The 22,280-nt window shown below is 56.2% G+C and carries 17 protein-coding genes and 1 tRNA gene; 4 read left to right on the top strand and 14 right to left on the bottom strand.

Annotated features, from left to right (window positions below):
• Positions 1 to 270 precede the first annotated feature (270 nt).
• Together NFS22_RS02595 and NFS22_RS02590 are read right to left on the bottom strand one after the other, a co-directional pair.
• A complete protein-coding gene (locus NFS22_RS02595; protein ID WP_251316427.1) occupies positions 271 to 1,527 on the bottom strand; it encodes a DNA primase family protein in 1,257 nt (418 codons plus the stop codon).
• Between the two features lie 234 nt (positions 1,528 to 1,761).
• Positions 1,762 to 3,012, bottom strand: a complete 1,251-nt coding sequence (locus tag NFS22_RS02590) for a plasmid recombination protein (RefSeq protein ID WP_251316211.1) — start codon at positions 3,010 to 3,012, stop codon at positions 1,762 to 1,764.
• Between the two features lie 542 nt (positions 3,013 to 3,554).
• Between NFS22_RS02590 and NFS22_RS02585 the strand changes: the two genes are divergently transcribed.
• Complete coding sequence (locus NFS22_RS02585) at positions 3,555 to 4,658, top strand: DUF6076 domain-containing protein (protein WP_338147924.1); 1,104 nt, start codon at positions 3,555 to 3,557, stop codon at positions 4,656 to 4,658.
• A 16-nt stretch (positions 4,659 to 4,674) separates the two neighbouring features.
• Positions 4,675 to 5,847, top strand: a complete 1,173-nt coding sequence (locus NFS22_RS02580; RefSeq protein ID WP_251316210.1) for a hypothetical protein — start codon at positions 4,675 to 4,677, stop codon at positions 5,845 to 5,847.
• A gap of 67 nt (positions 5,848 to 5,914) precedes the next feature.
• Here the strand turns inward: NFS22_RS02580 and NFS22_RS02575 are convergent, their stop codons facing one another.
• Complete coding sequence (locus tag NFS22_RS02575) at positions 5,915 to 6,247, bottom strand: helix-turn-helix domain-containing protein (protein ID WP_251316209.1); 333 nt, start codon at positions 6,245 to 6,247, stop codon at positions 5,915 to 5,917.
• Between the two features lie 134 nt (positions 6,248 to 6,381).
• On the opposite strand from NFS22_RS02575, the gene NFS22_RS02570 reads away from it, so the two are divergent.
• Positions 6,382 to 10,788, top strand: a complete 4,407-nt coding sequence (locus NFS22_RS02570; protein WP_251316208.1) for an S-layer homology domain-containing protein — start codon at positions 6,382 to 6,384, stop codon at positions 10,786 to 10,788.
• A gap of 722 nt (positions 10,789 to 11,510) precedes the next feature.
• Here NFS22_RS02570 and NFS22_RS02565 read toward each other — a convergent pair.
• The 5 genes from NFS22_RS02565 to NFS22_RS02545 form a co-directional block, all read right to left on the bottom strand.
• A tRNA-Arg gene (locus NFS22_RS02565) sits at positions 11,511 to 11,587 on the bottom strand.
• Between the two features lie 90 nt (positions 11,588 to 11,677).
• Positions 11,678 to 13,561, bottom strand: a complete 1,884-nt coding sequence (gene ftsH / locus NFS22_RS02560; RefSeq protein WP_251316207.1) for an ATP-dependent zinc metalloprotease FtsH — start codon at positions 13,559 to 13,561, stop codon at positions 11,678 to 11,680.
• A 24-nt stretch (positions 13,562 to 13,585) separates the two neighbouring features.
• Positions 13,586 to 14,128, bottom strand: a complete 543-nt coding sequence (hpt, locus tag NFS22_RS02555) for a hypoxanthine phosphoribosyltransferase (protein ID WP_251316206.1) — start codon at positions 14,126 to 14,128, stop codon at positions 13,586 to 13,588.
• 35 nt (positions 14,129 to 14,163) lie between these two features.
• Positions 14,164 to 15,555: a tRNA lysidine(34) synthetase TilS gene (gene tilS / locus NFS22_RS02550; protein ID WP_251316205.1), complete on the bottom strand. Its 1,392-nt coding sequence runs from the start codon at positions 15,553 to 15,555 to the stop codon at positions 14,164 to 14,166.
• Between the two features lie 62 nt (positions 15,556 to 15,617).
• Entirely contained in the window at positions 15,618 to 16,283 is a 666-nt protein-coding gene (locus NFS22_RS02545; protein WP_251316204.1) for a hypothetical protein, read from the bottom strand.
• 36 nt (positions 16,284 to 16,319) lie between these two features.
• On the opposite strand from NFS22_RS02545, the gene NFS22_RS02540 reads away from it, so the two are divergent.
• The gene (locus tag NFS22_RS02540; RefSeq protein WP_251316203.1) at positions 16,320 to 16,532 is read left to right on the top strand and encodes a hypothetical protein; all 213 of its coding nucleotides are present in this window, start codon (positions 16,320 to 16,322) and stop codon (positions 16,530 to 16,532) included.
• Here NFS22_RS02540 and NFS22_RS02535 read toward each other — a convergent pair.
• From NFS22_RS02535 to NFS22_RS02510, 6 genes are all read right to left on the bottom strand, one after another.
• Positions 16,487 to 17,221: a hypothetical protein gene (locus NFS22_RS02535; RefSeq protein ID WP_251316202.1), complete on the bottom strand. Its 735-nt coding sequence runs from the start codon at positions 17,219 to 17,221 to the stop codon at positions 16,487 to 16,489. The genes NFS22_RS02540 and NFS22_RS02535 overlap by 46 nt on opposite strands.
• A gap of 27 nt (positions 17,222 to 17,248) precedes the next feature.
• Positions 17,249 to 17,959, bottom strand: a complete 711-nt coding sequence (locus NFS22_RS02530; RefSeq protein ID WP_251316201.1) for a hypothetical protein — start codon at positions 17,957 to 17,959, stop codon at positions 17,249 to 17,251.
• Positions 17,956 to 19,314, bottom strand: coding sequence for a replicative DNA helicase (dnaB, locus tag NFS22_RS02525; protein ID WP_251316200.1), 1,359 nt, complete (start codon positions 19,312 to 19,314; stop codon positions 17,956 to 17,958). Before dnaB ends, NFS22_RS02530 begins: the two co-directional genes overlap by 4 nt.
• Positions 19,315 to 19,356: 42 nt before the next feature.
• A complete protein-coding gene (gene rplI, locus NFS22_RS02520) occupies positions 19,357 to 19,803 on the bottom strand; it encodes a 50S ribosomal protein L9 (protein ID WP_251316199.1) in 447 nt (148 codons plus the stop codon).
• 99 nt (positions 19,804 to 19,902) lie between these two features.
• Positions 19,903 to 20,184 carry a hypothetical protein gene (locus NFS22_RS02515; protein ID WP_251316198.1) on the bottom strand — a complete coding sequence of 94 codons (282 nt, stop codon included), beginning with the start codon at positions 20,182 to 20,184 and terminating at the stop codon, positions 19,903 to 19,905.
• Positions 20,177 to 22,162 (bottom strand): DHH family phosphoesterase, encoded by a 1,986-nt coding sequence (locus NFS22_RS02510; protein ID WP_251316197.1) that lies wholly within the window; start codon positions 22,160 to 22,162, stop codon positions 20,177 to 20,179. The genes NFS22_RS02515 and NFS22_RS02510 overlap by 8 nt, the downstream gene beginning before the upstream one ends.
• Positions 22,163 to 22,280: the final 118 nt, after the last annotated feature.

The following is a 22,280-nucleotide window of genomic DNA, read 5'->3' as shown; positions in this document are numbered from 1 at the left end:
ACCCGCCGAAACCGTGGGAAAGACCGCTTGTCCGCAAAGTGGCTACACGGTTTGGTAAATCACCCGCTGGTATAATTCGTTTGTTTGTGAATGACATTTTTCACGAAAATCACAAGGATTGAATTTCACCCGGCTTTTTAAGGTCAAATCAGCATGACCGCCTATAAAAAGATAAAGGTGAACTCAAAACTATCCGTACATACGTACATCGGTACAGGGATGGTCTACCGTGTACGCCTGTACGCACGTACAGATAATTTCATTTCTTTTTTATAATGCAGGTGGCCTTATCAAGACCTCAATTCCCAGATAGCCCCGGCACCGCTCGCCGCTGCCGATATACACATTGTTGGTGGCCTCCAGCCGGTAGGCATCGGCATTCTGGGCGATAAAGCCGGAAAAGCTCTTGGGGGAAAGCGGGCTTTCTGCGTTATCCTCGCACCAGACCTTATAGGCGGCGTAGAGGTCACGGGTAGCGGCCTCGCTGTCTGCCTTGAACTGGATATAACCGGCAGAGGCCAAGAAGTCCACGATGTTGTTGGCCTCCCGGACTACAACAGAGATGTTCTCTTTGGCCCGGTCACTGATGGTAAAGCGGTAATTGTTGACCAGCAGGCGGTGAAGCCCCTCCAGACACCAGAGGAATATCCCCTCGCGCTCGTTGATCAGCTTTTCAGAGAGAAACGGGTCATCTGTCCGCTCTGCCGGTCTGTCCCTTGTGGTCAAAACGATCTGGCGGCGAAAGAAACCGTCAGACCTGTCATGGAGAGCGGTCAAGGCCCCATTTCCGAAACAGAGGAACCGCACATAAAGCTGGCTCTGGTAGCTCTGAACGCCCTTGCGCTCCATGTCCATCTTGCACTCCGAGGTCACGATGGATTTGATATAGTTGGTCTTGGGCAGGGCGCTCATGTCCATATCATCGTCCACCATCAGCAGCTTGCTTTCCAGGTCGGCGCGGCTGAACCGGTTGTTCTCCACCTTCTGGATGCTGGTGGTGTTCATGCTGTCCCCGAAGATGGAGCGCATCACCAGCCCGATCCGGCTCTTGCCCTCGCCGCCCTTGCCGATGAGCATGAGCATCTTCTGGCCTTTGGTGGTGGGGAGCAGGCAGTAGCCCAGGTACTCCTGCAAGGTGGGGATGTCCTCCGGGTACAGCAGTTCCGACAGAAAGCGCAGCCACTTCTCCGGCGGCGGCGTATCAGGGCGATAGCTGACGGTCAGGCGGTTGTTGCAGTAGTCTTTTTCCGGCGAGAAGCGGCCATCTACAAACAATGTGCCGTTGGCAACGTGGATACGGTCGCACTCCAGCTCTATCGGCTTGGAGTACGCCGCCATCCGCAGGGCGTTCAGAAGCTCGTCCACCTTCCTGGCGATTTTGGTTTCCAGCCACGGACTGATTTGCTCGTAGAGTTCCTTTTTCAAGACGCTCTCGTCCGCCACCAGCCCATCCACCGTGTAGAACCGCCCCCGGATGCAGCGCATGGGATGTCCCCGAAGGAACGTCCGGCAGAACTCCGGCTCCATGAGCTTGTAGTCCTCTGTCAGCCATTCGGGAAACCCGGACTGCAACTCTTCATTTTCATTCAATCTCACATACCTCCAATCTGTAAAAATCGGGCGTCTGCCGCGCCCTCCTGCTGTGGTTATGAGCAAATTTGAAAAAACCGGGCTAATGGCATGACAGCCCTGTTTCAAAAAACATGACAGAGGGAATTTCGGTAGCCGCTGCCCAAAATCCCTCTGTCAGTGTAATAGCGATTATCGCTCCATACCCCGCTTGACGGACTGTGCCGCCCTGCGCTCCGCATCCTGTCTGGCAATCTCGGCTCTGCCCTGTTCCAGTTTGGCGAGGACGGACTCTCTGGCCTTCTCCTTGATCTGCTTGGCGGCGGCGGCTCTGACCTCCGGCTTTCGCAAAACTGCCTGCACTCTGGCAAGCACCTTTTGAGCGGCTTTGTGAATCAGTTCCTGCGCCTTTCCCAGCACCTTGCCGATCAGTCCTTTCTCCGCTGGAGAGTAGCGCCGCTCTGGGGCCAGACACCAGTTCTTGTAATCAGAAACGATCTTCTCATCCTGCAACTGCGTTTCGGCGCGGACGGCATCGGTCACAAGCTCCACCGCCTTGTCGTAAGCAATTTCCGTGACCTCATCAATCAGGGCCTCGGCATCCTCCAGGCGAAGCGACACGGCCTCTAACGCCTGTGCATTTTCTTCAATCGCGGTCTCCTGCTCGGTAATCACTTTCTTCTGCTTCTGGATAATATAGTCGTTCTTCTCCAGGTAACTGCGCCCACGATTGCCAGGGTCAGGTTCTTCTTCCACCGCCAGACCATGCCGTTTGCAAATATCAAACAGAATGACCCGACAGACCGCATCAAAAACCATCTTTCGGTTGTTGGTGCGCCCCGGCTTTTTCTCAGGGTCAGGCAATTCAAAGCCGAGGGCCTCCAGCGCCTTTTCCTGCTTCGGCTCCACTTCGCCATAGCGGTTCACATAGTCGAAAACGTGGCGCTCATGGATATGGGGCGTGGCCTCGTCCAGATGGAGCGCCCAGTCAATGATGTGGACGTGTTCCCCAAAACGGCGTCCCATCTCCATCATAAACTCCCCGACAATTTCCAGCAGCACATCCGGGGAAACGGAGTCTTCCATCGTGCCGATCTGGTAGATAGTCTCCTCCGGGCAGAAGCGTTTGTCCGTCAGCAGATCGTCCACGCTCCGGTCACGCTCAGAGTGGCGTCGTTTGGCGTTCCGCTCATGCTGGCCGTCAAGGTAATCCGAGTAGCGGTTCAGATAAAAGGCCCGTTCCACATCCGCGAAGGAAACCTCCCCATCCTGCTGGGCCGGATAAGTTGCGCCCCGAAAACAATCCCAATAGATGTTCTGCTGAATGCGCTCACTGTCAATGTGTTCGGCGTGTTCGGTATCAAAGGTCCTGTCATTGTGCGTTGATTTGTAGATGCCGCTTTTCCCGGCTCTCCCGTTGTGCCGGGTCAGTCTTTTTGCCATTCTGCTCTCCTTCCTGTTTCTCATTTTTGCTGTTTTTGGAGTGTCCAGGGGCGGCGAAGCCGCCAAATCTGAGTGCTTTGCGCCAGATAATAACCCAGTATAAAGTGACGCAGAGCATCACTTTCACTGGGCCGAGGGTTTCACCCTCTGGACACCTGAGCAGGCGTTGTCACCCTGCACCCGACCCAAAGGGCTTTGCCCTCTGGACACCCAACAGGCGCTGCCGCCCTGTACCCGGCCCAAAGGTTTCACCTCTGGACGCTGACCAGACGCTCGCCGCTCTGGACTTGGCGCAAAGGGCCTGCTGCCCTCTGCACTCCCGCATTTTTTGGAAGTCAGAGGATTTCCGAAAAAAAGAGCCGCTGACTGATACGCTCCCGGCGCGTCCAATCATCGGCTCTCTACTATTGTTATGAGCAAAATTGAAAAAAGCAGGCTAACAGCATGACAGCCCTGTTTCAAAAAACATGACAAGCTGTCTTTCCAATCACGGCAACCTGTGGTATAATGAAAAACAAAAAACATGACAGGAGGAGAGACGCTTGAATCTAATTGAACACACGCTCCTAACGCTGGATTTCTGGCAGGATAATGTAACCTATGAGGGAAAGTCCATGCCGACCGGGACGCTGGCCTGTGCCTCGCTGAGTCTCTCTGATGAAGTCATAGCGAAGCTGTCCCAGCTCTGTATGCCGCTCAATCTGTATATGGGGGCGCTCCAACTTGGACAGGCAGACAGGTTGCAGATGGAAACGGCGAGGGAGAGCGCCTTTCAGATCGTAGAGCTTTTGCGGAATGTGCCGCCGTTCTCCTGCCTGGAATATGAAACTGTCCGCAACTATGTCGATGCCGTTTTTACGGAGGACTATCTGCAAAATACAATGGACTTTGCGAAGTCTGGAAATCTTGCCGGGGTGGTTTCGCCGGAATACCAAAAGGCGCTCACGCTGCTGCGGGTACTGCCTGCCATGGCACACCTGGGGTTCTCCCTGGCAGAGTTCAAGTGGGAGCTTCTGCCATTTGCGGAGAAGTTGCATGAGAGCGACAGAACGCCGGACGGTTACGCCGCCAGCTTTGGGCAATACTTTTCTGCTGACCCTGATTTATCAGCAGAAAACCCCGGCTGGATGTCTCTTGCAAACGCCTCCGTCCAGTACGTTGCCGCGACCATTCCCGGCAAAAAAGCATCCCAGCTTGTGAAACGGATGCACTATGTTTCTTTTGTGGGGATGTTCCGCTCTGACTTGTTTGAAGGGCTGTGCGTAGGTCATGCGCCCCGCAAATGCCCCATCTGCGGAACGTGGTTCCTGACCACAGACGCAAGGCCCACAAAATACTGCGGCGGTCTGGCTCCGGGGGACAAGCGTGGGCGCACCTGCCGTCAGGTCGGCAATCTCCGAGGGCGGGAGCAGCGGGAACGGGCTGACGATCACCCGCTGAAGAAAATCTACGAGCGCCGCACCAACACGATTATTCAAAAACTGCATCGTGGAACGCTGGACGAACAGACTGCCGCCGTGATGAAGCGGCTGGCGAAGAACAAGCTGGAACGGGCCATCGCTGACCGGGAGTATGCCGTCGGGTCTTATGAAGCGGAAATGACGCAGGAGGCACTGCTGGCAGAGGCGCGGAACTATTTGAAATGACGGAGGTGGTGAGGCCATGAAAGAGCGATTTGCAAAATATCCGTTTCAGGGAAACGCCCACGGCCTCACCATGTTTGAAGTTACCCATGTTTACCAGCTCACGCCCCCGCCGCCAGAGCTGTATACGGTCAATGAGTACATCATTGCCGCACAGACGTGGCATGACCTCCGCTTCTTCGCCTACTTCTTGCACCACATAGAGCCGCGCCTGAATGGACGGGTCACAAACTTTCTTTTGCGGGAGGGGCTGGACAGGTATGCCCCGGAACGGTTTCTGGACTATAAACAAAGCTGCGTTCTTGCCATGCTGGAGTGTCTGGAAAGCTACGACCCATACAAGGGCGCGGAGTTTCTTACATACACCCATCATGCGATTGGAAACGCTCTGATCCAATGCCGGATGATGGAGGAGAGCGGTTCCTTTTCATCCTTGGACGAGTACAAGCGGGTGCGTGGTATTGCATGGCTTTACAACGAATCGGGCAAGCCCAAGGGCGAGGTTGTCAGTGAGTACACCAAAAAAGAGGGCTGTTCCGAGGAAACAGCGGAGCAGTATCTGACTGTGGCGCAGTTCAACCGCAGTCAGGTTTCGCTTCATGTTACGGCCCAGGATGAGGACGGAGAGGAAACCGGCGAGGATGTAACGAGGGACGATTCCTGGGACTATACAGCGATCCTCTGGAACGGCTCTCAGGCGGCAACGGTTCGTGCCGCTTTCGAGAAGCTGTCTTACCGTGAGCAGCGGCTTTTGGAGGAACGCAACGCCATCTGCATGACCTGTGGCAGGGTCAGTCCAATATCCGAGCGCAAGTCCTTTGAGGAATTGGCGGTGATGTTCGAGGGCAGTACCGCCAGCGGCGCGGAAAGAGCGTATCGGCGGGCGGTGGAGAAATTGACCGCCCTGCTGGTGGAGGCCGGTGCGCTCCACGCCGTTCGGCTCAAACGGAAATCGGTGAAGCGGATAAAAAAGAAAATCGCCGCCGCAGTCTACGAGTATCAGGCAGACTGCGACGGCGAGTGGGGCGAGATTCAGTTTGACTTTGTGAGCGGCACAGCGGAGATCATCCAACTGGCGGAGTGGGATACAATGGTGAGCAAGGTGTTTGCGGTGCGTTTTATCCGGTATATCCTCACCCTGCCGGAAAACCAACTTCCAGTTAGTACCATGATTGCGTTTGAGGGTCGGTAGTGAGTAACATATTCCAATTCTGTCGCATTTCCCTTCATAGAACCATGACTTTTGTGTGGTGCTACCTTTAAAGATACTGCTCCAAAGATATTTTCGTTGTTTTCAATATGTTTTTAATAATTTTCAGTTGTTGGGCCGTACATGTGTTGAGAATTTGGACGATCTCATCTATGGTAGAACTTCGCTCGGCAGAAATTCCATCATAAAGGAGATCGTCAGTACGAACGTCCAGGATTTCAGCCAAATCAACAAACACAGGCAAACTGAGTTTTGTGTTTCCAGTTTCGATATGGCTCATGTGAGTAACGGAAATCCCCACCTGTTCAGCAAGAGTTTCCTGGGAAAAACCCTGTGCTTTTCTGATTTTCCGAATTCTTTGCCCAATTGCATAATAGTCCATAAATTTTTCCGCCTATATACTACAAGTCTACTTGAATTATATGGACTGTTATGCTAAAATAAAATGAATTGAACGGGCTAAATTATGCCCATACAATTAAGAGAACCCTGAAAATTGAAAGGAGAGCGAATGGAATGAAGCAAACGAAGCGTATCCTCAGCTTGTTGCTGTCGCTATGCCTTGTGCTGGGTTTAATCCCAGGCACGGCGTTCGCGGCTGGCGGCAATCTCCCGTTCACGGATGTGAACACAACGGACTGGTGTTACGACGCGGTTCAGTACGCCTACGAAAAAGGTATGATGAACGGCACCAGCACCACTACATTTTCGCCTGACGGCACCACCACAAGAGGCATGATCGTGACCATCCTGCACCGCATGGAGGGCACGCCCACCGCTACCGGCACAGCTTTCACGGATGTTCCGACCGGTCAGTGGTACTCCGATGCGGTTTCCTGGGCCAGTGCGAACGGTATCGTGAGTGGCTACGGCAACGGTCTGTTCGGCCCCGGTGACCCCATTACCCGTGAGCAGATGGCGGCTATCCTGAACCGCTATTCGACGTACAAAGGCTACGATGCCGGTACAGTCGGTAGCATCACAGGTTTCTCCGACGCATCGCAGGTCAGCGCTTATGCGGTGGAGCCAATGGGCTGGGCTATCGGGAACGGCTTGATCTCCGGTGTCGGGAATAATACGCTAGCCCCGAAGGGAAACGCGACCCGCGCACAGGTCGCGACAATCTTGAAGCGCTTCTGCGAAAACATTGCGGATAAGGCTAATACTGCGCCGGAGACGCCTGTCGACAAAACCTACACAGTCACGTTCGATCTGAACTATGGGAGCAATACTCGGTATGACGCGAAGACTGTCAAAGAGGGCGAAACCGTCAGCAAGCCCTCCAATCCTAGCCGTAGCGGTTACTCTTTCAGTGGCTGGTACGCCCAGAAGTCCGGCGGCAGGCAGTTCGACTTCAAGACGGGCATTACATCGGACCTGACGCTGTATGCGCATTGGAGCAGCAACAGCAGTTCGGGCGGCGGTAGCTATGGTGGTGGAGGTAGTTCAGGAGGTTCCACTACTCCCGACAGGCCAACACCCCCTGTCAGCAGCGACTATACCCGTGGAGAATGGATCTATGCGCTGGCAAATAAAGTTGGAATGGATCTGAATGCAGACGCAGATGAGGTAATCTACTCTTACGCCGATATCGAAAACAGCCGCTACGGGGTTGCCGTTGAAACGGCAGAGCGGTATGGCATTCTGCCGCCGACCGATTTATCGGATCCGGAACAAGATGTTCCCCTTTTCAGACCAGACGAGCCTGCGACTCGTGAATTTGCTGCCTATACCGCAGTAAGAGCGATGGGCTTTAGCGAAGGAACCTCGGCGCAGAGCGATTTTTACAATAATGTAAGTAGCTGGGACGATTTTAGTAGTATTACTTATCCAGATGAGGCTTCTATCGCAATTGGTTTCGATTTTCTGAAATTACATGGTAATCGGTTTGAACCAAAGTCCAGCATGACTAGCGCAGACGCAACTTCCATTTTTGCGGCCATTGATACGCTGAACGCTTCCCTGGAGCTGAACCCTGGAGACGAACACGATAATACGATCTATAAAGATGGCGTTATTCGAGATGAACTGAATGGGGTTGCCTCTTATTCTGTGACAAAGTCTGGAGATAGCTATACAGTTAGTCTGCTGAAGGCCGAAACAACGGTGACAGGATTCAATCCTGGGGAAGTTGTCATCCTTCCTGCCAACAGCAGTTATCCCGCTGGTATTGGATTAAAAATTGTCAGTGTTTCCGATGATGCTAGTAACTGGACGCTAACCTGTACTGAGCCGGAATTGTGGGAAGTCTATGAGGAAATTGACTTTGCCGGACACGGCGAAATCGTAGAGGATGCGATTGAAACAGATGCTGGAATTACTGTTGAATATGATCCAGACGGAAAGATAGAAGATGAGGGTCCCCAGTCTCGTATCAACATTGATTTGGGTGGTACAACAAAGATACCTGGCACATTAAAGTTCAAAATCGCAAGCAAGACGATCGGCGACCTGAAACTCAGCGGTAGCGTAGAAGTCGAAATTCCAGAAGTTACTGGCATCGTGAAAGGAAAGATCGGATGGTTCGACACTTCTTTCGATGAATTTACTCTAGCCATTAAGGAACAGATAAAAATCAAAGGCGATTTGACTTACACATTGGCGGAAAGCGGTTATGAATTAACCAGTGAAAGCCTTACAGGGACAGCCTTGGGAAGCCCGAGTGGTATTTCAAGTAACTCACGCTGGCTAGATGGCAGAGTGGAACTGGGTAGAGTACCCATCCACCTGGGCGCTGGGATGTCTTTCGACATCGTATTTTTCTACAACGTCTCCATCAAGGGATCTACCAGCATTACTTACACAATCGAGTCTAGGCAGGGGTTCCAGTACAAGAACGGTACTTCCAGATGGATCTTCGAGTACAATGATAGCCTTGACTTTTTGGAGATCAAGGGCAGCGCCAAGGCGGGTATCGGTATCAAAGGCGTTGTTTGTGCGCTGGAGTTAATGGATCTGATCGGTATCGCTACCGAGGGAGGAGTGGGCTTTAACGCCTCCTTTACGCCCCACGTTCTCGCTACACAAACGCTACTGTGTGCTGATGTAACGTTGTACCCTTACTGGGAAACCAGTTTGGACACAGATACTGTGGTTGGCAAGTTCTTAGAGAACGTCTTTCATTACACCCTGACATTTGAACATCTGAAGAACAATGCCAGTAACCCTTATAAGCTTAAATTCCATGTAGAGAACTGTGTAATTGTACCTGAGTGTACCTTCGGACGTGGAGAGATTCACGGGTCCGTTTTCCAGGCAGATAACCGGACAACGCCGATTCAACATGCGCGAGTGAGCATCTATACTCTCACAGACGATCCGAATTATCCGAATGATCCTGATAAGGCAACTGCTGTACTGGCTCGCACAAAATACACAGACGCCCAAGGTCAATTCAAAGTGGATAATCTGATACCTGGGGACTACAGAGTAATGATTTCTGCAACAGGGTATAAGACCTACACTGCAACAGTCAAGGTAGAGAGTACGGGCACAACAAATATTCCCGCATTCCTTATGGTTGACAGAAGCAACACCGGCACGCAAACTGTTACCGGTGATATTATGGATGCGGTTACAGGCAATGGCGTCTCCGGCACGACCTATGTTTTAAGGAAAGGCCAGAATGTTCAGACTGGAGCAAACATTGGCAGTGGAACATTCGCCGACGCTACATACACACTAACCTTGGAACCCGGCACTTACACACTGGAGATTTCAAAGGCCGACTATGTAACCACCTATCAGACTATTACTGTAACCGACAGCGGGGCAACCGGCACGCACATTACGCTCAATCCGACTGGCAGTACTGGCGTTGGTGATGGCATTCTCCGTGTTGTGCTGGAGTGGGGCGAGGAACCCTGGGACCTGGATTCCCATATGTTCGGTCCGACCTCTAACACTAGTGCTGACGTATTCCATACTTACTTTGCTGATCAAGAATACTGGGACAATGGAACTTGCGTAGTGGATTTGGATCGGGACGATATAGACAGTTATGGACCGGAGACAACTACGGTTCACGATATCCGGACAGGTCGTGGCTATAGTTTCTACATCCACGACTTTACAAATCGTGATAGCACGAGTTCCAACGCCATGTCTATGTCCGGTGCGACTGTTAAAGTTTACAGCGGGAATGCCTTGATCCGAACATTTGCAATTCCGACAAACTGCGAAGGAACAGTCTGGCATGTGTTCGATTATAATCCTACGACGAATACATTGATGCCGGTCAATACCTTCTCTTACAGCAACGACCCGGATTCTCTTGGCATCCGTGCGCAAGCGAGCGATGAATATCTCCTCGACGAAGGAAGCGCAGTTCTTCTTATCGCAGAAAGTGCCTGCCAGCCCAAAAACACTACCCCTGAAACCTCGGTTGAAGAGGAAACAACCGGCGTTGTGCAGGTTACGGTTACAGATGCTACCGATACGATTGCGGATGTGAGCTATGTATTAAGACGCGGGTCTGATAGCATAGACGGAGAGGCTCTCGATTCCGGCATATTGGAAAATGACATATATTCTGCGGAGTTGTCCATTGGAGACTATACGCTGGAGATAAGCAAGGACGGCTGTGAGGTTGTTTATGTCAATATCAGTGTTCAGGAGAACGAAACGACCTCTATCCAAGCAGAACTTATAGCGGTGGATACTGGTGACGGCGAGGCTTCGAACGTTGAGGCAGAAACAGATGGCAGTAACGAGACACCTGAAAACATCAATAATTCGAATATTCCAAATGCCGAAAAAGGCTCGAATAGTGGTGGAGATATGAATGCTCCAGCAAACAATGATTCCGGCGATGCCTCTGGCAACGAGCATGGAGCAGAAGCGACCGAAGACGCAAGTGATTTGGCAGCCGATGCACAAGGGAATATTTCACCAGCTAATGAAACCGTATCAAGTGCGGTGTAAAAGAAATCCAGCATATCGCATGAGCCATACTTCGTAATAAAGCAGCCGAAGGAGTGGGGCAGGGAACTTCCCTGCCCCACTTTGAAAAGGATGGGTGAAAATTTAATGAAAATTAGAGCCGATGTTCCTGTACGAGTCTACCATATCATCCGTGGATGTTGCATCCTAGGGGTGCTTGTAATTCTGCTTTCTCTGGGCATAGAATGGCATCGGGCAAGGAGCTATGTCAAAGTAGATGCAGTTATCTCGGATATTATCAAAGAGTTGGATTACGGAACAAGCAACGAATCCAGAACTAGTATAGTTCGATACATTCGATGTACCTACGAAGTGGGTCAAAATACATATCACATACAATATCGTACATTTTTCACATTTGGAAAACACGTTGGTGACCATGTGACATTGTACTGTAATCCGGCTTCACCACAGTCCGTATTGGATCATTTTCGAGTAGAAGTCTGTATATGCGGGCTTGTTTTTCTGTTGGTATTTATTCTGGGGATGACAAGTGCAATTCATCAGAAAATCAGATAACTGTAAAATCAGTTTGTTTGCGTTCGTACGATCCAAACAAGAGATCCTGTTACAAAATAAATCAGCAGGGTTGCAATGGTGACCCTGCTGATTTAGGATTTGCACTACGGATTGACAACTGACATGGTTAATGTGGGATTAGTTCCTTATCACTGTAAAGGCAAGGCTTTCGGCGGGTTTCTTACTGGCACGCCCGAAGGGACTCGAACCCCCAACATTCAGAACCGGAATCTGACGCTCTATCCAATTGAACTACGGACGCACATCTTTGAGCGACTAAGTTATTATAACAGATTTTACGTCCGTTGTAAAGGGGTAAAATGGCAGTTTTTTGAGAATGGTTTAGAAATATTCAGGACTGGCCGTCCTGATAGGGGGCAAACTCTTCGGCGTCGGGATCGTCAAAAACCTTGGCAAAAACCTCGCCCTCCATAGATTCATGGTCCAGAAGATACCGGGCAGTAATCTCCAGTTCCCGGCGGCATCGGGTCAGAATCTCCTCACACCGGGCGTAAGAGTTGTCAATGAGGGCGCGGACTTCGTCATCAATGATAGCAGCCACCTCTTCGGAGTAGGTTTTGGCCTGGGCCATGGAGCGACCGATAAAGACCTCGTCATGGCCGCTCTCAAAGGTGACACTGCCCAGCTTGTCGCTCATACCGTAGCGCATCACCATACTTCGGGCAATGGAGGAGGCCCGCTGGATGTCGCTACCCGCGCCGGTGGAGATATCACCCAGTACCAGCTGCTCAGCCACCCGTCCGCCCAGACAGCGGGTGATCTGCTCAGTGAGCTCTTTTTTGGACTGATAGGCCTTGTCCTCGTCGGGCAGGGAGATGGTCATACCGCCTGCCTGGCCTCGGGGGATAATGGTAATCTGGTGGACAGGGTCGGCGGTGGACAGTTCATGGATCACCACCGCATGGCCCGCCTCATGATAGGCGGTCAGCCTTCTGGTATGCTCAGTCACCACCCGGCTGCGCTTTTCAGGGCCGGCAATGACCTTGAGCATGGCCTCGTGGAGGTCAGACATAAGGATAAACCGCCGGTCCGCCCGGGCGGCCAGCAGGGCTGCCTCGTTGAGCAGGTTTTCCAGGTCAGCCCCGGTAAAGCCAGAGGTGGCCTTGGCGACGTCCCTGAGGACCACATCCTCGGCCAGGGGCTTTTCCCTGGCGTGGACCTTCAAAATCTGTTCCCGGCCCTTGATGTCGGGCAGGCCCACATAGATCTGGCGGTCAAACCGGCCAGGCCGCAGAAGGGCGGGGTCCAAAATATCCTGGCGGTTGGTAGCGGCCAGCACAATGACCCCTTCGTTGGAGGCGAAACCGTCCATCTCTACCAGCAGCTGGTTCAGGGTCTGTTCCCGCTCGTCGTGGCCGCCGCCCAGGCCCGCGCCCCGCTGGCGGCCCACGGCGTCAATCTCGTCAATGAAGACGATGGCAGGAGCCTCCCGCTTGGCCTGGTCGAACAGGTCACGAACCCGGCCCGCGCCCACGCCCACATACAGCTCCACAAAGTCGGAGCCGGAGATGGACAGAAAGTGGACCCCGGCCTCCCCGGCCACCGCCTTGGCGATCAGGGTCTTGCCGGTGCCCGGAGGGCCTACCAGCAGCACACCCTTGGGGATGCGGGCACCCAGGGCGGTAAATTTCTGGGGGTCCCGGAGAAATGCCACAATCTCCTGCAGCTCCTCCTTTTCCTCATCCGCCCCGGCCACATCGTCGAAGGTGACCTTTTTCCCCTGGTCAGACAGGGTGCGGGTGCGTGCATGGCTGAACCGGGCAGCGCCAGGGGTGCCGCCCCCGCCGCCGGCGGAGCCGCGCTGCCGCATCATCAGATACCAGAACAGGCACAGCACCACCGCGGCCACCAGATAGGGGATCAGGTTGTACCACCAGGAGCTCTCCATCCCAGGAAGATAGTCGTACCCCTTCAATACCCCGGATTCCAGCTGTGCGTTGACCAGCTCCCGCATGTCCGCGTAGAACAGGGCAGAATTGGCAACCCGGTAGGTGAGCTGTGCGGACTCCTCCCCATCCCGCCCCCGAAGGGTGAGGGTGAGGGTGTTGTCCTCCAGGGTAAAGTACTCCACCTGTTCCTGGAGAAACAGGGTGCGGATCTGGCTGTAGGTGGGGGTCTGCGTCCTGTCCATCTGCTGCAGGCTGGTAAAGGCGAAGATGATGAGCAGTCCCAGCAAAAGATACACAATGATGTCCCGGGGACCAAAGCGTCTCATAGGCAAAGAGTCCTTTCCAATGAATCAGCCGCCATAGACCTCGGGCTTTAAAATCCCGATGTAGGGCAGATTGCGGTATTTTTCAGCGTAGTCCAGGCCATAGCCCACTACAAAGGCGTCGGGGATGGTGAAGCCGCAGTAGTGCAGGTCCACCGGCTTGACCCGGCGGTCCGGTTTGTCCAGCAGTGCACACAGGCGCACGGAGGCGGGGTGGCGGTGCTCCAGAATGTTCAGCAGATAACTCAGGGTATTGCCGCTATCCAGAATATCCTCCACCACAATCAGGTTTCGGCCGGTGATGTCCTCAGACAGGTCCTTGGTGATCTGCACCTGCCCGCTGGAGGTGGTGCCGGTACCGTAGGAGGACACGGACATAAAGTCCAGCGTGCAGGGCAGGTCGATAGCCCGGCACAGGTCGGCCATGAAGACGAAGGAGCCCCGGAGCACGCTGATGAGCATGATCTCCTTGCCGGCGTAGTCCGCCTCAATTTTCCGGGCAATTTCCTGAACCCGGTTTTTCAGCTGTTCTTCACTAAATAATATCTCCTGAATATCCTTCTCTAACATGGAAATTTTCTTCCTTTCCGCGCAAAAAATTCAGTTTAATCCAGGGCGGCCACCGTGATGTGCCAGGCGGGCCGTCCCGCCTGGGGTACAAAGGCCCGATCGGGGCCCAGCCCGGCCACGGCGGCCACACGGCCCCCGCAGTGAAAAACGGGGAGAACATCCCGCTGAAAGCGGGGCAGTCGGGCTTCAATCATCCATTTTTTAACGGTTTTGCCCAGCCGTCCAGGTGGAGTAAGCCGGTCTCCTGTACGCCGGGAGCGCAGCTCCAAAGCGGGGACGGCTTGGCGGTCCAGCCAGAAGCTCCAGGGGCCCTGGGTCTGGCCGCCGTAGTCCTCCGGGACGCAGGACACCTGCCATGGACCGCAGTCCAACCGGCCTGGGAGGGGGAGCGGCCCCTCCTCCAGGGGGATGGGGCCCAGCCGGGGGACCAGCAGCAGCTTTTCGTAGCAGCGCCGGGCGTTGGTGGCGTGGGGCAGGCAAATCCGGGCGGAGGGGTCCGTCCCCCGGCACAGCCTGAGCAGCGCACCGAGATGGGCGGCAGAGCAGTTCTGATCCCCTCCCCACAGCCGCCCCAGCAGCAGCCTCAGGGCCCGGCTGGCTACGGGGTCGGGAGCCTTTCCGATCAAACCGGCGTCAATGGCCAGCCCGCCCCCCTCCGGCACGGCCTGGTCAGACAGTGTCCGGGCCAGGCCGGTGAGACAGGCCTCGTCCTCCCGGAGCAGGGCGGCGGTGTCCGCCATCCGGGCCAGAAATCCGGGGGAAATATCCTCCAGCACAGGCAAAATCTGGTGGCGGATGCGGTTGCGGGTGTAGTCGTCGTTCTGGTTGGAGCTGTCCTCCATATGGGGCAGAGAGAGGTGGAAGAGGTAGTCCTCCACCTGCCGCCGGGTGGTGGTAAGCAGGGGACGGATGATCTCCTCCCTCCGGGGGAGGATGCCCCCCAGTCCCCGCAGGCCGCTGCCCCGGGCCAGGTGGAACAGGATGGTCTCCACATTGTCGCTGGCGGTGTGAGCGGTGGCAATCAGACTGGCACCCGCCTCCTGCGCCGCTTCGCGGAGAAAGGCGTAGCGCATGTCTCGGGCGGTCTCCTCAATGCCCGTCCCCCGGAACCGGGCCTGACCGGCCACGTCTCCGGAGCCGGTGTACAATGGGACGGCGGGGAAAACAGTTCCGTCAGACCGGCGGTGCCGGCCGCAGCACAGCTGGACAAACTGCTCCACAAACCGCTCATCCCGGTCTGACTCCGCCCCCCGCAGCCGGTGGTTGTAGTGGGCGGCGGCCAGGCGAAAGTTCAGCTTGTCCCGCAGGCGGTACAGCGCGTGGAGCATGGCAATGGAGTCCGCCCCGCCGGATACCGCGCACAGCACTGTGGACCCCGGGGGGATCAGGTCCTGCTCCCGGATAAAGTTTTCAACGGTTTTCAGCATGGCAGGACCTCCGTTTTGATGTAGGGAGCGGCCTGGGGCCGCCCGCTGAATGTGGGCAGAGTTCAGGGGATGGGAGTAATTTCCACCGCCAGATGAAAATTTGAGGTATATCTGACCTGGTAGCGCTGGGCGTGCTCCAGGTTCCAGGGGATAGACTGGCTCTCACGGAAGGGCCGCTCTGTACTGGGGGAGAACTCCATGGCAACCGGGACCAGGATATCAATCCACTTGCTGCCAGGGGCCGTGTTGAGCACGCGGCATCGGACGGTGAGGTTTTTGTACCCGCTCCCCCACATATCGGGAATGCTTCCGGCGTACACCTTTGGCTGAATCCACACCTCCGCCGATTCCAGCTGGCCGCTGTCCACCTGTTCCAGCTCCCTTTGGAGCCTGGGGATGCTGACCTGCGGGGCGAGGGACGAAGAACCGGGGGTGCTGCCGAAGAGGAGCAGACCGTATAGGGCCAGCACCATCACGGACAGCGCGATCAGGATAAACGGGCTCATAAGCCGGCCGACATCAGCGGCGTTGAATTGATCCAGCAGCTTTTTCAGCTCCTCCCGCCGCCGGTCAGGACCGGGGCCGCTGAGACAGGTGAGAGACAGGTATTCGTCATTCAGCGTTTTCCCCAGTTCCTTTCCTTCCGGGCAGCTGCGGAAAAAGCGGATGACAATCATAACAATCAGCCGCACCTGAATCACAGCCCCGACGCCCAATACCAGGACCATCCCCCAATAGCTGCGCAGATATCCGGTGAGCAGGTCGTGAGCCGGGGAGACCTCACCCAGAGCGGAGGTCCGAAGTCCATCAACAAAAGGGGGAAAGACGGCCAGACCAAGGAGAAGGAAACCCAGCAGTCCCCAGCCAATCCCGGCCAGCAGCTCCCGGACAACCCGCCAGGCGTAGTCTTCAATTTTGGTGCGCTGTGTTTCTATGGCTCCTCACCCCCAACCGGTACGATCTCCACCGCCAGATGAAAACCGGAGGTAAAGGTCACCTCATACCACCGGGCGTTGTCCCAGCTCTCCAGGGCAAAGCCCTCCGGGTCCAGCGTGGATTCCAGGGCCTCCGGAAAGCGGAGGGTAATCCCGCTCCGGCCGGTGTCCGGGCCAAAGACGGTCCTCCTCTTCACCTGCCAGCCCTCCGGGTGGCCGGTGAAGAGGGCGTCCGGGGCGGACCGCCCGCCGATGAAAACGGTCATGTGTTCTGTCATACCGGCCTCAATCTGCTGGATGTCCGCCTGGGCAAGCTCATAAAGGGCAATGGGCCCGTCTGAACCCAGTGTCCCCCACATCAGGGCGGCGTACAGGGGCAGAAAGAAGGGCGCCAGTAAAAAGGAGGCCATCCGATGCTCCTTCCGGACCTTTGGGTCCAGACTCCGGCACATAAACCGGGAAATCAGAGCAGAAAATACCACAAAAATCAGCGGCGACAGCAGCCCCAGAACAGCGTGGAACAGATATCCGGCCTGGTAGGCCCGCAGAAGAATCAGGGCGGCAACCTCCTCCGACGGGACCAAAAGGAGCACAGACGGAATAGCGGCGCCAATCAGCCACATCCCGCCGAAGCCGCCAAAGGCCAGGACAGGAGTAAGGATTATAACAGGCAGATGGCTTTGGGGAAGAGGAGGCACCCTGTCAGGGTTTACATATGGGACGATTGGCACAACATCCCCTCCCGCAGGCGGAACAAGCTAAACATCAACGGGTATGATCTCCACTACCAGACGGAAATTTGAGGTGTAGCGGACCTGATAGCGCCGGGTGTGCTCCAGATTCCAGCTAATGGTCTGCTTCTCGTCATAGAGCCGGTCCTGGTCCAGGGAAAAGCCCAGCGCGTCAGGCACATAGACCGATACCCACTGATCCCCTGTGTCCGCGCCGATTATTCCATATCGGGTGGAGACCTCCGCCAGCGACTGGGTATAAGGGCCGGGCAGGCAGGCGGGCTGGGTTTTGGGATTAATCCAGACCTCCGCCTGAACCAGAAAGCCCGATTTGATCTCAGCCAGGTCCGCTCCGGCCTGAAAGAAGCGGCCGGGCAACTCCCCATGCTGGACTAGAGCCCAGATCACCAGGCAGGGGAAAATCAGGCAGACCGCGGCGGCAGCCGGCATTTGCCGGCTCCCCGGAACGCCGGACAGCCGCCGGCAGGCAAAACGCCCGGCCAGAAAAATCATTGGAAAACCGGCCAGCACAGCCGCCGCCAGCACCACATACCACAGCCGGCATATTTTTAAAAGGTGCTGTGCGGCATTGCCGGCGGAGACAGCCGGTGTCAGCAAATTGGGAAAGATCAGCGCCCCCATAAGCAGCACCAGCCACGCCATAGTGGTAAGCAGAGGCGTCAGCATCCACAAAAGCGTCAGGGTGGACCTGGCGTCTTTCCAGTTGAAGCGGTTCATCCATACTCCTCCCGCCGCCACTCCATGTCGGTGAAGGTGGTGAACTCGGGGGTCCACTGCAAATCCACCTTACCCGTCTCACCGTGGCGGTTTTTGGCGATGATACACTCGGCCAGGTTGGGGTTTTCAGCGTCCGGGTTGTAATAGCCCTCCCGGTAGAGGAAGAGGACAATGTCCGCGTCCTGCTCAATGGCGCCCGACTCACGCAGGTCAGACAGCATAGGCCGCTTGTCCTGCCTGGATTCGTTGGCCCGGGACAGCTGGCTCAGGCACAGCACGGGGACATTCAGCTCCTTGGCCATGATTTTCAGGCTGCGGGAGATATCGGAGACAATCTGCTGGCGGTTGTCCCCGCTGCGGGTCTTGCCGCCGGCGGACTGCATCAGCTGGAGGTAGTCGATAACCACCAGCCCCAGGTCCTCCACCCGGCGGCACTTGGCCTTGATGTCGGCCACAGTGACGGAGGAGTCGTCATCAATAAGGATGGCGGAGCGGTTGAGGGAGTCGGCGGCGGCGGCCACGCTCTCCCAGTCGTCATCCGTCAGCTTGCCGGTGACCAGCTTTTTGTTGTCCACATAGCACTCGCTGGAGATCAGCCGCAGGGCCAGCTGCTCCCGGCTCATCTCCAGGGAGAAAAAGGCCACCTTTTTTCCGGATTTCTTGCCCGTATCCAGCAGAATGTTCAGGGCCATGGAGGTCTTGCCCATGCCGGGCCGGGCGGCCAGCAGGATCAGGTCGGAGTTATTCAGGCCGGAGATGGCCCGGTCCAGGTCCCGCAGGCCGGTGGACAGCCCCGGGATGGCCCGGTCGCTGGCGGCCAGCTCCTCCAGCCGGTCGTAGACGTCGATAATAACGTCGGAGATAGGGGTGAGCCCCCGGGCGGCGCGGCCCTGGCGGATGGCGTAGATGCGCTGTTCCGCCGCCTCCAGAATGTCCTGGCCGGTGGCGGCCCCCTCCTGGATCATGGCGGTCAGCTCCCCCGCCGTCTCCGCTACACGGCGCAGGAGGGCCTTGTCCTTTAAAATTTCAATGTACTCCCCCACGTTGGCGGCGGTGGGGGTGGTGTCCATCAGCTGGAGGATATAGCCCCGGGACTGATTTTCGTCGTAATAACCGTTCTGCTTCATGTTCTCCAGCACCGTCACCGGGTCAATGGTGAGGGAGTAGTTGAACATGGTGTAGATGGTCTCATAGATTTCCCTGTTTTGACGGATATAGAAGTCGTCGGTGCGCAGCTTGTCTATGACCTCGGAGACACAGCGGGGATCAATGAGCATGGAGCCCAGCACCGCCTGCTCCGCCTCCACGCTGTGAGGCAGCTGTTTCAGCAGTAATTCGTCGGTTTCCGTGGGCAATGAGATTACCTCCTTTAAGGGCTCCCCCGGCGAGGAAGTCTTTTACCCCTCCACCACCAGCACATTGACCGTTCCGCTGACCTCATAGCCCAGCTTGGCCTTGATCTGATAGCTTCCGCAGGATTTGATGGGCTCGTCCAGCACCAGCTTGGCCTTGGCGATGTTGATCGCGTGCTGGGCGGCCAGGGCCTCAGAGATTTCCTTGCCGGTGACCGCACCGAACAGGCGGCCGCCCTCGCCGGACTTGGCGGAAATTTTGACCATGACGGCCTCCAGCTGCTTGGCGGTGGCCTCGGCCTCGGCCTTCTCAGCGGCCTCCTGGGCCTTTTTGGCCTTCTCCTGCTGCTTCATGGTGTTCAGGTTCTCGGCGGTGGCAATCACAGCCAGCTTCCGGGGCAGAAGGAAATTCCGGGCGTAGCCGTCGGAGACCTCCACCAGCTGGCCCTTCTTGCCCTGGCCCTTCACGTCCTGTTGTAGAATGACTTTCATTTGAATCAAATCCTTTCTGGTTGTTGTTTTTTTGATAGGGGGCGGTCTGTGGCCGCCCGTCAGGGATTGTGGATTTTATGGGGCGTTCTGCGGCTGCCCCTATAAACGGTCCGGAGCGGCGCTCCGCTCACAGTCTATGTCGCTGGCGAAATCCTCCAGACTTGTGCTGTTGTGCCAGCCGGACCTGCGGTCAATGCGGTACAGCTCCTCCAGGCCGTAAGTGCGCAGAAGAAAGTCCCAGCCCTCTTTGGCGATAACAGCGTACCAGATCTGACAATAGTTGAACAATTCCTCCACCCACGCCGGGTCCCGAAGCATGTCCTCGGTGTAGCCGGTTCCCTCCGGTTCCGGGAACTGATACCAGCCCAGTACGCTAGTCATCACTCAAATACTGGTCGATCGCCCGTGCCAGGTCCTGGGCCACCTCATCCACCGATTTGCCGGTGATCTGGCCTCCGGCGGCGGCGGCGTTGCCCCCGCCCCCCAGCTTCTCCAGGATGATCTGCACGTTGGTGTCCCCCATGGAGCGGCCTGAAATGTTCACCCGCTCGCCGTCGGGGGAAATGACAAAGGAGGCGTCGATACCGATAATGTTCAGCAGTTCGTCGGCGGCCTGGGCGGCGGTAACCCGGCCCACCGGGTGACTGGCCACGGCCACGGCGATGCCGTCCCGGTAGAGCTTGGCGTTCTGGATGATGGAGTACTTAGCAATGGTGCCGGCCAGGTCGTTCTGGAAAAGCTTTTTCACCTCGGCGGTGTCCGCCCCGGAGCGGCGCAGGAAGGCCGCCGCCTCAAAGGTCCGCCCGCCGGTACGCATGGTAAAGTTTTTGGTGTCCAGCACGATACCGGCCAGCAGGGCCTCGGCCTCGGCTCGGAGGAGCTGGGCGGGCTCCATCACATACTGGAGCAGCTCGGTGACAAGCTCGGAGGCGGAGGAGGCGTAGGGCTCGTGGTAGTTGAGGGCCGCCCCCTCGATGTAGGTAGCCGCCCGGCGGTGATGGTCAATCACCGCCACCCGGTTGCAGCTCTGGAGCACCTCCAGGGCCTGAACCTGTTCCGGGCGGTTGGTGTCCACAACCACCACCAAGGAGCGGTTGTCGGCGATCAGCAGGGCCTCCTGGGCGGAGAGGAAGCAGTCGTGGTACTCGGGCAGGGGCCGGAGCCGGTCAATAAGCTCCTGAGCGGGGGTGTTGTAGGGCTCCAGAATGATGTGGGCGGGAACGCCGTTTTTCCGGCACAGGGCGCACACGCCGGCGGCGGCGCCCACCGCGTCGTTGTCCGGGGCCTTGTGGCCCATAATGAAGATCTGGGAGGAGTCGGACACCAGGGAGGACAGGGCGTTGGCCATAACCCGGCTCTTTACCTTGGTGCGTTTCTCCGTCTCCTTGGAGCGGCCGCCGTAGAACTCAAAGGTGAACTTGTTGCGGATAACCGCCTGGTCGCCCCCCCGGGACAGGGCCATGTCCACTGACAGGTTGGCAAAGTCCAGCAGCTCCCGGAAGCTGTCCCCATCCATACCCACACCGATAGACAGGGAGGCGTTCATCCCGCTGGGGTTGACCACCTGATGGATGGCGTCTAGAATGTCAAACTTGCTGCCAATGAATTTGGTCAGGTATCGCTCTTCAAAGATGAACAGGTACCGTTCCCGCTGGTAGCGGCGGAGGATACCGCCGGTTTCCGCCACCCAGTTCTCGATGCGGCTGTCAATTTCGGCCATGATGCTGGACCGCTCATTTTCCGAGAGGTTTTTCAGCAGGTCCTCGTAGTTGTCCAGCAGGAGGACAGCGGCCACCGGGCGGGTGTCCTGGTACTGGTCCCGGACCTGGCAGAACTCGGTGACATCTACCCAGTAGGTGGTAGCTAAAAAGCCGCCGCTGCGCCCCCCCGCGCGCACCAGATGGCCAAAGACCAGAAAACGCCTGCCGGAGTAGGCCACCTCAGAGGGGCACTGGCATTTGCCCTCCATCAGCCAGTGGGTGTCAAAGTCCGGGATGAGGGCGGACAGCTTGGAGTCGTACAGATGCTCCCGCTGGTCGGACAGGCGGAGAAAGCGCTCATTGGTCCAGATAATGTCGTCGCTCTCCAGCCGGAAGAGCACCATGGGCAGTGGGGAGTTGATGATGGTGTCCTTGGTGGCGGAGTCCACATTGCCGGTGTAGCTGTCCAAATATTTGTTCAACTCACGCCGCCGCCTTACAGCATCCTGACGGCTGTAAAGACCCAAACAGGCCACGATGCCCAGCTCAGCCAGCGCCAGCTGCCAGCAGAAGGCGGCGGAAAACAGGGTGAACAAAAGCAGACAGATAAAGTACAGCCTGAAGCTGGGCTGGAGCAGTTTGTTTACTTTGCGGTTCAACGGAGGAGGCCCCCTCTCGGTGGTAATAGATCATAAAAGGTAGTTCATTATACCAAATTCGCAGGGGAAGTACAAGTATAAAATCGGCCCGCAGCCCCTTGACCGTTGGAAAAATACT

Origin of the sequence: Flintibacter muris (assembly GCF_943192995.1) — a bacterium.
Taxonomy (GTDB): domain Bacteria; phylum Bacillota; class Clostridia; order Oscillospirales; family Oscillospiraceae; genus Lawsonibacter; species Lawsonibacter muris.
This window is presented reverse-complemented; position numbering and strand designations above follow the sequence as displayed.